The 7,933-nt window shown below is 60.5% G+C and carries 9 protein-coding genes, 1 tRNA gene and 1 pseudogene; 3 read left to right on the forward strand and 8 right to left on the reverse strand.

Going from position 1 to position 7,933, the window contains the following annotated elements; all coding sequences use genetic code 11:
• Window positions 1-323: 323 nt before the first annotated feature.
• On the reverse strand, window positions 324-1,196 hold the full coding sequence (gene panB, locus ACEW8G_RS12795) for a 3-methyl-2-oxobutanoate hydroxymethyltransferase (RefSeq protein WP_373488797.1): 873 nt from the start codon (window positions 1,194-1,196) through the stop codon (window positions 324-326).
• Between the two features lie 123 nt (window positions 1,197-1,319).
• On the opposite strand from panB, the gene ACEW8G_RS12800 reads away from it, so the two are divergent.
• Window positions 1,320-2,411 carry an endonuclease/exonuclease/phosphatase family protein gene (locus tag ACEW8G_RS12800; protein WP_373488798.1) on the forward strand — a complete coding sequence of 364 codons (1,092 nt, stop codon included), beginning with the start codon at window positions 1,320-1,322 and terminating at the stop codon, window positions 2,409-2,411.
• A gap of 217 nt (window positions 2,412-2,628) precedes the next feature.
• Here ACEW8G_RS12800 and ACEW8G_RS12805 read toward each other — a convergent pair whose 3' ends face one another.
• From ACEW8G_RS12805 to ACEW8G_RS12815, 3 genes are all read right to left on the reverse strand, one after another.
• Window positions 2,629-3,657: a glycerophosphodiester phosphodiesterase gene (locus ACEW8G_RS12805; protein WP_373488799.1), complete on the reverse strand. Its 1,029-nt coding sequence runs from the start codon at window positions 3,655-3,657 to the stop codon at window positions 2,629-2,631.
• Window positions 3,654-3,938, reverse strand: coding sequence for a DUF427 domain-containing protein (locus ACEW8G_RS12810; protein ID WP_373488800.1), 285 nt, complete (start codon window positions 3,936-3,938; stop codon window positions 3,654-3,656). The genes ACEW8G_RS12805 and ACEW8G_RS12810 overlap by 4 nt, the downstream gene beginning before the upstream one ends.
• A gap of 153 nt (window positions 3,939-4,091) precedes the next feature.
• On the reverse strand, window positions 4,092-4,442 hold the full coding sequence (locus ACEW8G_RS12815; RefSeq protein ID WP_373488801.1) for an ArsC family reductase: 351 nt from the start codon (window positions 4,440-4,442) through the stop codon (window positions 4,092-4,094).
• Between the two features lie 351 nt (window positions 4,443-4,793).
• On the opposite strand from ACEW8G_RS12815, the gene ACEW8G_RS12820 reads away from it, so the two are divergent.
• Window positions 4,794-5,570 carry an energy transducer TonB gene (locus ACEW8G_RS12820; RefSeq protein ID WP_373488802.1) on the forward strand — a complete coding sequence of 259 codons (777 nt, stop codon included), beginning with the start codon at window positions 4,794-4,796 and terminating at the stop codon, window positions 5,568-5,570.
• Window positions 5,571-5,758: 188 nt separating this feature from the next.
• Entirely contained in the window at window positions 5,759-6,781 is a 1,023-nt protein-coding gene (locus tag ACEW8G_RS12825) for an aminoglycoside phosphotransferase family protein (RefSeq protein ID WP_373488803.1), read from the forward strand.
• 203 nt (window positions 6,782-6,984) lie between these two features.
• On the opposite strand, the gene ACEW8G_RS12830 is transcribed toward ACEW8G_RS12825, so the two are convergent.
• From ACEW8G_RS12830 to ACEW8G_RS12845, 4 genes and pseudogenes are all read right to left on the reverse strand, one after another.
• Window positions 6,985-7,149, reverse strand: a complete 165-nt coding sequence (locus ACEW8G_RS12830; RefSeq protein ID WP_373488805.1) for a GNAT family N-acetyltransferase — start codon at window positions 7,147-7,149, stop codon at window positions 6,985-6,987.
• Window positions 7,135-7,439 (reverse strand): annotated as a pseudogene (locus ACEW8G_RS12835) (tyrosine-type recombinase/integrase); the annotation flags it as partial. The pseudogene ACEW8G_RS12835 and the gene ACEW8G_RS12830, both read right to left, overlap by 15 nt.
• Before the next feature lie 41 nt (window positions 7,440-7,480).
• Window positions 7,481-7,556, reverse strand: a tRNA-Phe gene (locus ACEW8G_RS12840).
• Window positions 7,557-7,726: 170 nt separating this feature from the next.
• The gene (locus tag ACEW8G_RS12845; RefSeq protein WP_373488804.1) at window positions 7,727-7,843 is read right to left on the reverse strand and encodes a DNA gyrase inhibitor YacG; all 117 of its coding nucleotides are present in this window, start codon (window positions 7,841-7,843) and stop codon (window positions 7,727-7,729) included.
• Between the last annotated feature and the right edge of the window lie 90 nt (window positions 7,844-7,933).

Genomic DNA, 7,933 nt, shown 5'->3' on the forward strand with positions numbered 1-7,933 from the left:
TTGCCGAGACGATTGAAGGCGCGGTCAAGGCCTATGCGGCGGATGTGACAAGCCGTGCCTTTCCGGGGCCAGACCAGATCTACGTGCCCAAGGGCTAATTGGCTGTTCCGGGGCAAGGGGTGAATGGAGACGCCCGCCTTCATCCACTGTCGGCTGTTTTACGCTAACCGGTCACGCACGTCCCTCGACTTCGCTCGGGACAGACGGCGGTGGCGGTGGAGCTGTTGTAATGGTGGAGGGACGTGGTTGACCGGTTAGCAAAAAACGCCCGACAATGCATGAAGGCACGCGCCTCCAATCCCCATCCGCCCCGGAACAGCCAATTAGCCCTCGGGCACGTAGATCTGGTCTGGCCCCGGAAAGGCACGGCTTGTCACATCCGCCGCATAGGCCTTGACCGCGCCTTCAATCGTCTCGGCAACGTTCTCATAGCGCTTCACGAAGCGGGCGGTGCGTTCGAACAGGCCGAGCATATCCTCGGCCACCAGCACCTGGCCATCGCATTGCGCCGATGCGCCGATGCCGATGGTGACGCAGGACACGGCCTTGGTCGCGGCGATCGCAATCGGCTCGACCACGCCCTCGATCACCACCGCAAAGGCGCCCGCGGTATCGAGCGCCACTGCGTCGCCGACAATCTTGTCCGCCTCAGCCTGCGACCGACCGCGCGCGCCATAGCTGCCCAGGGCATTGATCGCCTGCGGGGTCAACCCGACATGGCCGACTACCGGAATGCCACGTTCGGTGAGGAACCTGACCGTCGGAGCCATCGCCGCGCCGCCCTCCAGCTTCACGCCCGCCGCGCCAGTTTCCTTCAGGATGCGCGCGGCGCTGGCAAAGGCCTGCTCGGGTGATGCTTCATAGCTGCCGAACGGCATGTCGATGATGACGACGCTGTGATAGCTGCCACGCACCACCGCCGCGCCATGCGCGCACATCATCTCCAGCGTCACTGGCACTGTGCTGGGCAGTCCGTAGATCACCTGGCCGAGAGAATCGCCGACCAGCAGCATGTCGCAATGCGGATCGAGCAGCTGCGCCATGCGCGCGGTATAGGCGGTGAGCATCACCACCGGCTTGGCGGTGACACCGCCCGCCTTGCGCTGCTGGATCGCAGGAACGGTGAGCCGCTTCATCGGCGCGGGCGTGGGGTTGGCGCGGCTGGTCGCGGTGTCGAGCGTGTAGGTTGTGGACATGAACGCTGGTCTAGCGCGCACGAATGGTTTGGGCAAACCCTCCGCGAACCGGCGCTTGCGTATTGCCGGTGCAGGCGCAACAAGCGAGCGAGCGAATTCTCCTCAAGACAGGCGTGATTCTGGATGTTGCGGATATTGGTATTCATCGTTGCCGGGCTTGCGGTGACCGGGACGGCGCTCAGCCTGATGACCAGCTATCGCTGGTACATCCGCATGTGGGATTTTCCGCGTCTTGCACTGATGGTGCTCGGTGCGGTGGCACTGCTGATGGCCATATTTGTTCTGAGCGGATGGGTGCGGATCGGCGTGGTTGCCGCGATGCTGTTGGTCATCGGCTGGCAGGGTTGGCGCATCCACCCCTATACGCCGCTGGCCAAGATCGAGGTCGCCAAGGCGATGCCGAGCCCCATTAACTGCATTACCGCATTCAGTTTCAACGTGTTGCAGACCAACCGCGATTATGCGCGCACCATCGCGCTGATTGACCGCGAGGACCCCGACATCATCTTGCTGCTTGAGACCGACGAGCAATGGGAGGCGGCGCTGGAACCGGTGATCGCGCGTTATCCGCACCGCACGTCGGCGCCGCTGGGCAATCTTTATGGCTTGATTTTCCTGTCACGTTTGCCGGTCGAGGGTGCTGAAATCGCATGGTTGATCGATAACGAAACGCCGTCGGTGTTTGCGACAATATCCACCAAAGCGGGGGCCAAGTTCCGCTTTATTGGCTTGCACCCGCGCCCGCCACAGCCGGGGGAGAATACCGAAAAGCGCGATGCGGAGATTGCGATCGCCGCGCGCCATGCGGCTGAATCGAACCTACCGGTGCTGGCAATGGGCGATTTTAATGATGTCGCCTGGTCCAGCACATCGCAGATGTTCAAGCGGATCGGCGGCTATCTTGACCCGCGCGTCGGGCGCGGGCTGTATGCCACCTTTCCCGCCAACCTGCCGGGGCTGCGCTGGCCGCTCGACCATCTGTTCATGACCCCCGATTTTACGCTGGTCGACATGAATGTGCTTGAAAATGTCGGCTCTGACCATCTGCCGGTGCAGGCTGAGGTGTGCCTGGCCCCGCCGATAGCACGGGCGCTAAACGAAGAACCCGAAGCGCCCGATGCCGAGGATCATGAAAAGTTCAATGAGGCTATCCAGGACGGCAAGGAGACCGCGCGGGAGGAAGGGAGCGATTCGGGGACGACACCGCCGCCTTGAGGAGTGCGCGCATACGTCGCTTGACATCCTGTCAGGGCGGCGGTGAGCGCAGACGTCCCTCGACTTCGCTCGGGACATGCGGGGGTATGGAAGCGATTCGCTCTGGTTTCACCCTCACCCGCGTTCCCGAGCCCTTCGACTGGCTGGCAAGCCAGCCGCCCCGGATAAACCAAGGCCGAGGGACGTTTGCGCAAATCCTCGCGGCTCGCCCCTCAATCTACCGCGCCGCTACAACACCCTCGGTCACGTTGTCGGTAAAAAACCCGTCGATCCCGGTCGCCATGAAGGCCTTGATCTCAGCATCCAGATCGCCTGCATCGCGCGGATCAACGCCGCTTTTCAGGCCGCCGGGCAGAAAAAAGTTCTCGCGCCGGAAGGTCCACACATGCACCTTCAGCCCTGCGGCATGGGCATCACGCACCAGATTGCTTGGGGTGCCGAGCGCGCCTGCGGCATCTCGCGGGATGACGAGCGATTTTTCCGCCCCCACGCCCTGCACATAGCCCGCCAGCTTAGCCAGCCACTCGGGCGTCGTCATCGCCGCATAGCTTACGTCAGGCCGGTCAGGCGGGCCGCCCTGCGATGCCATCAGCTGGATCAGCGGCAGATCGGTCATGTCGCGCAGCCGTTCAAGGTTGCCCAGCTCAAAGCTCTGGATGAACACCGGCGCATCCGCCCCGGTATAGCCGGCAGCGTTGAGATCGCGCACCAATGGCTCTTCCAGCGGCAGGCCCGCCGCCCTAAAGAAGCTGGGGTGCTTGGTCTCAGGGTACAGGCCGATGCGGCGTCCGCTCGCCACTTCCTTGCGTTTGACCAGCGCAATGATCTCGATGAGCGTCGGCACTTCGTCCTTGCCGTCATAGGCCATGTTGGCGGGGCGCAGTTGCGGCAGGCGTTCCTTCGCGCGCAGGGTCTTGAGCTCGGCAAGCGTGAAATCTTCGGTGAACCAGCCGCTCATTGTCTGGCCATCGATCCTCTTGCTGGTTTTGCGGTCCGCAAATTCCGGCCGGTCGGCGACATCGGTGGTTTCCGAAATCTCGTTCTCGTGCCGGGCGACGAGCACGCCGTCCTTGGTGATCACCAGATCGGGCTCAATGTAATCCGCGCCCTGATCGATCGCCAGTTCGTAGGCGGTCAGCGTGTGTTCGGGCCGCTCGCCGCTCGCGCCGCGATGCGCAATGACCAGCGGGCTGTTGGCGATCACCGGCGTCGCGCCCAGCGTCAGCGCGATCAAGGCAGCGATCACGCGGTCACCTCAACGCCCTTCCAGAACGCCAGCCGGTCACGGATCTCCTTCGCCGCCTCCTTGGGTTCGGGATAATACCAGACCGCATCAGCGTTGGTCTGGCCATTCACGTCGAGCGAATAATAGGATGCCGTGCCCTTCCACGGACAGACGCTGGTCGTGCTGCTGGACTTGAGATAGTCCGCGTTCACCGCCTCGCGCGGAAAATAGTGGTTACGCTCGACGACGACGGTGTCGTTGCTCTCGGCGATAACGGTGCCGTTCCAGATTGCCTTGGCCATGTTTTTCTTTTCCTGATCAATGTTCAAACGTTTTCCGGCGCAAGCCGAAATCCTGAGGCGATGTTGTGCAGCCCGACTCCTGGGCTCCGGCATTCGCCGCAGAACGAACTGTTACTGCGTTAGTGCCTGCTGCTGACAGTGGTATGACAACGGTCAGCTCAGCGCCTTGGCATAAACCTCCGGCTTGAACCCGACCAGCACCCCGCCGGAATGCTCAAGCACCGGGCGCTTGATCATCGAAGGGTTAGCGACCATCAGTGCAATCGCCTTGTCGCGGCTAAGGTCCGCCTTGTCAGCGTCAGCAAGTTTGCGAAAGGTCATCCCCGCCTTGTTAAGCAGCGCTTCCCAGCCGACAGCATCAGCCCAGTCGTTCAGCTTGTCGGCGGTAATCCCGACCTTTTTGTAATCGTGGAAGTCATACGCAATCCCCTGCGCCTCAAGCCACAGGCGCGCCTTTTTCATCGTGTCGCAATTGGGGATGCCGTAGATCATAAGGCTGGTCATTGATTTTCCTGTAATTATTGTTGGCAACAAACGCTCAGGCCATAGGTAGCCGTAGGCATGCCGAATGACAGCTTTCTGCGACATCGTCAAAGCAGCGGTCTTTCTTCATACGACCCCAATATCCGACTCGCCGCGTCCCAGCGACGCAGTAGCTAACCTGCCCTGACCCCTATCGGTCCCAGCCTGACCCCCATCAGCTGTTGTCTAAACGGAAATGCGCTGAAACGCGGTATCGGCAATCCGGTAGCGGCAGGCGATCATTCATGGATGCTTCACGTCCCTGATGTATCAGCCGAGCATCAAAGGGGGATGCAAATGGCATTTTCGGGTGCCAGTACAGGAAACGACAGATTGAAGTCCGCAACAGCGGTGGTTTTGATCCATGGTCTGCTTGGCTATGCGATCCTGAACGCATTCGACATCCGCCACGGCGAGGTTGTGAGGTCGTCGCTGAGCAGTTTGAATGTGATCGACGTTTCGATCCCTCCCGTCGTCGCGGACGAAAAGCCCAAGCAGGCGCCGCCCGAACCCGAAGGCGCGGCGTCGGCGGCCAACCTCAAAAAGAAAAGCGCACCGCGTGAAGCGCCCAAACGCATTATTGAAATTCCCCAGCCAAAGTTGCTCCCCGCAGCGCCGAAGGCAGGAGACGGCAGCGAGAATGACGCAGGCGCGGCTGATCGGCCAGGCCCCGGCACCGGCGCAGGTGGCATTGGATCAGGCTTTGGCAGCGGCAACCGCGGCGATGGCACAGGCGGAGCCGGTATTGCGTCGCGCGCCAAATTAATCGGCGGCCGGATTTCCAATGCAGACTATCCCAAATCGGCAACTGCGGCGCGGCAAGGCGGCTCAGTTACCGTGCATTTCACCGTTGGCGCCGATGGCCGTCCGAGCAAATGCCGAGTGGTCAAATCGAGCGGCAATGCAGATATTGATGCCACCACCTGCCGCCTCATCGAACAAAGGTTTCTTTATGAGCCTGCACGCAACAAGGCAGGGCTTCCGATCAGCGATGTCACTGGCTGGCAACAGACATGGTGGCTTGAACGCGGGAAGCGCAAATTCATTCGCCCCAAAGACGACTTGCCCAAACCGCCGCCAATCTACGTACCGCCGCCCGTTGATAAATGAAGCAGGAAAATGGTGCACCTGGAGGGATTGTCCTCGCCCTTCCAGGCTTGTTCGTCTCCGCTTAGCCTCCACCCCGAGAGTTCGCCTCGTCATCTGCGTCACCTAAAGCTGCCGTTCGCAAAGCCATCCATTTGCAGCCATTTCCGGCTACCCTGCACAATCCCGAAACCTGCCCAACGACTTTTGTCATGATTTTGCCGAAAGCGAAATTTCCCAAACCGACACCGAAGCTGCCGTTTGGGCTGGATCCGTGGCCCGCCGAAAGCGGACATTTTCATGCCATGATCGAGCTTGAGATCGAGACGGCGCTCCGGCACACTGTTACGACAATGATGAAGATAGACGTACAATTAATCTCCGCACTGCTGAACGCGCAGCTGCCGGCTTGGAGTGATCTGCCCATAGAAGCGCTTTCCTCTGAAGGCACCGACAATGCGGTCTTTCGAATAGGTAGCGATTTGGTGGCACGACTTCCCAAAGTCGAGTGGGCGGCAGGACAGCCTGCCCGCGAGCATCAATGGTTGTCGTTCCTCGCATCAAAGCTTCCGCTCGAAATCCCAGCATCAATTGTATTGGGATTGCCGGGTTTCGGGTATCCGTGGCACTGGTCGGTCCATAGTTGGAGCTCGGGCAAAAGCGCAACCCGCGTTGATCTCGAAAATCCTGCTGCGGCTGAGCGCCTTGCTGGCTTCCTTGCCGCTATGCGAGCAATCAACGCCTCGGGCGGACCGGAAAGTGGTGCTGAGAATAGTCAGCGCGGCGTGCCTCTCACAGAGAGAGATGCCAGCGTTCGCCGCGCACTGGAGGAATTGCATGATGAGCCGGGGATCGCAGCAGCAACAGCCGTATGGGATGATGCCCTCAGTGCGCCCGCATGCTGTAGCGAACCGGTGTGGCTTCACGGCGATTTGCAGCCGACAAACCTTATTATGCGTCATGGGCAACTTGCAGCTGTAATCGACTTTGGCCTTATGGGAGTAGGCGATCCAGCTTGCGACCTGATGGCGGGGTGGACGTGCTTTGGACGGGTGTCACGCCGCATTTTTCTATCGGCAACAAAAGCTGACGAAGCCACCGTTCGCAGAGGAAGGGGCTGGGCGGTATCGACCGCTTTGATAGCCTTGGCTTACTACCGACATACAAATCCGGTGATGGCCCAAACATCGCGCTCGACAATGGCCGAGGTCGTTTGCGACTTCAAACTTCGCTGAATGGGCGCCGGCTGTTGCCCGTCCTTGATTATGTACCGCCATTCGTCTCCTCACCTGCAATCGGTCGCTCATGACGGATCGGTGTGCGCCTAAAACCGTTCAGGCAGCTTTAGCCCCGATTTTGCCAGCAGCGGAAATTCGTGAACCGACCCCGGACCGGTCGTCAAGCCAGTTTGAAGCTGTGCATCAGAGCAATTGTAGGTTCAGTGTCTTCCGCACAGCTCACAGACCGGTATAGCGCGGTCGCTCAAGACCCACGCCTCGGTGCATCCAAGCTTCCGACCATGGTCGAACATCAGGGGCAGCAGTCGTTTAGCAATCCCTTTGCCCTGCCATCTAGGAGCAACACCAACTTCTTCAGCATCAATCCCGAGATAGCGCACCATATTCTCGATCTTGCTGTGGCCGAGAAGAATCTGGATGGCAGGCAGATTGCCGGTCGCCCTGTAGATGATCGACGCCTTGGTTCACCAGAGAGAGAGGGTGCGATATTCGCTTCGCATCAAGCCAACCCCGGTCAGCCATTCATCGATAAGTCGAGCATATTGGCGGCTGCTAGAGGGCCTGTTATGATCGACCCGGCTTGGAAAGACTAATCGTCCACTGTGCCGCCCTGGCGCTCGATCCACGCTAACAGACTGGCTCGGGCGTCCGGCACAGGTCATCCGATACTGCTTAGCGGGCCCGATCACAAAATAGTGGTGCCCGGGGACGGGATCGAACCGCCGACACTGCGATTTTCAGTCGCATGCTCTACCAACTGAGCTACCCGGGCATTGCGCCATACCGCTGCGGCGGCGCGGATCGCCTGACTGGCGAAATGCGAGCGCCGCCTATAGGCAGGCGATACGCAGCTTGTCCATAGCTAAATAAGCGCTGGCATCGGCGTGCTCAATCATAGTCATGATCGGCATCGCTGCGGTCAGCGGGCGGGCCGCTGATGCGTTAGCCTTCGCCCAGCCACTGCAGCAGGTCGCGGTCTTTACACGCCTTGCTGCAGAACGGCGCGAAATCGGGTCGGGCGGGCTTGCGGCACAGTGCACAAGGTTTTGCGGTGTTCATTGCTGCGTGGTTAGGCGTCTGGCGCGGCGACTGCAACCGCGCGTCCGGTGCGCTGCCGCAAGGCATCGCGCCAGCCGGGTCGGCCGGTCA

Origin of the sequence: Blastomonas sp. (assembly GCF_041747255.1) — a bacterium.
Taxonomy (GTDB): Bacteria; Pseudomonadota; Alphaproteobacteria; order Sphingomonadales; family Sphingomonadaceae; genus Blastomonas.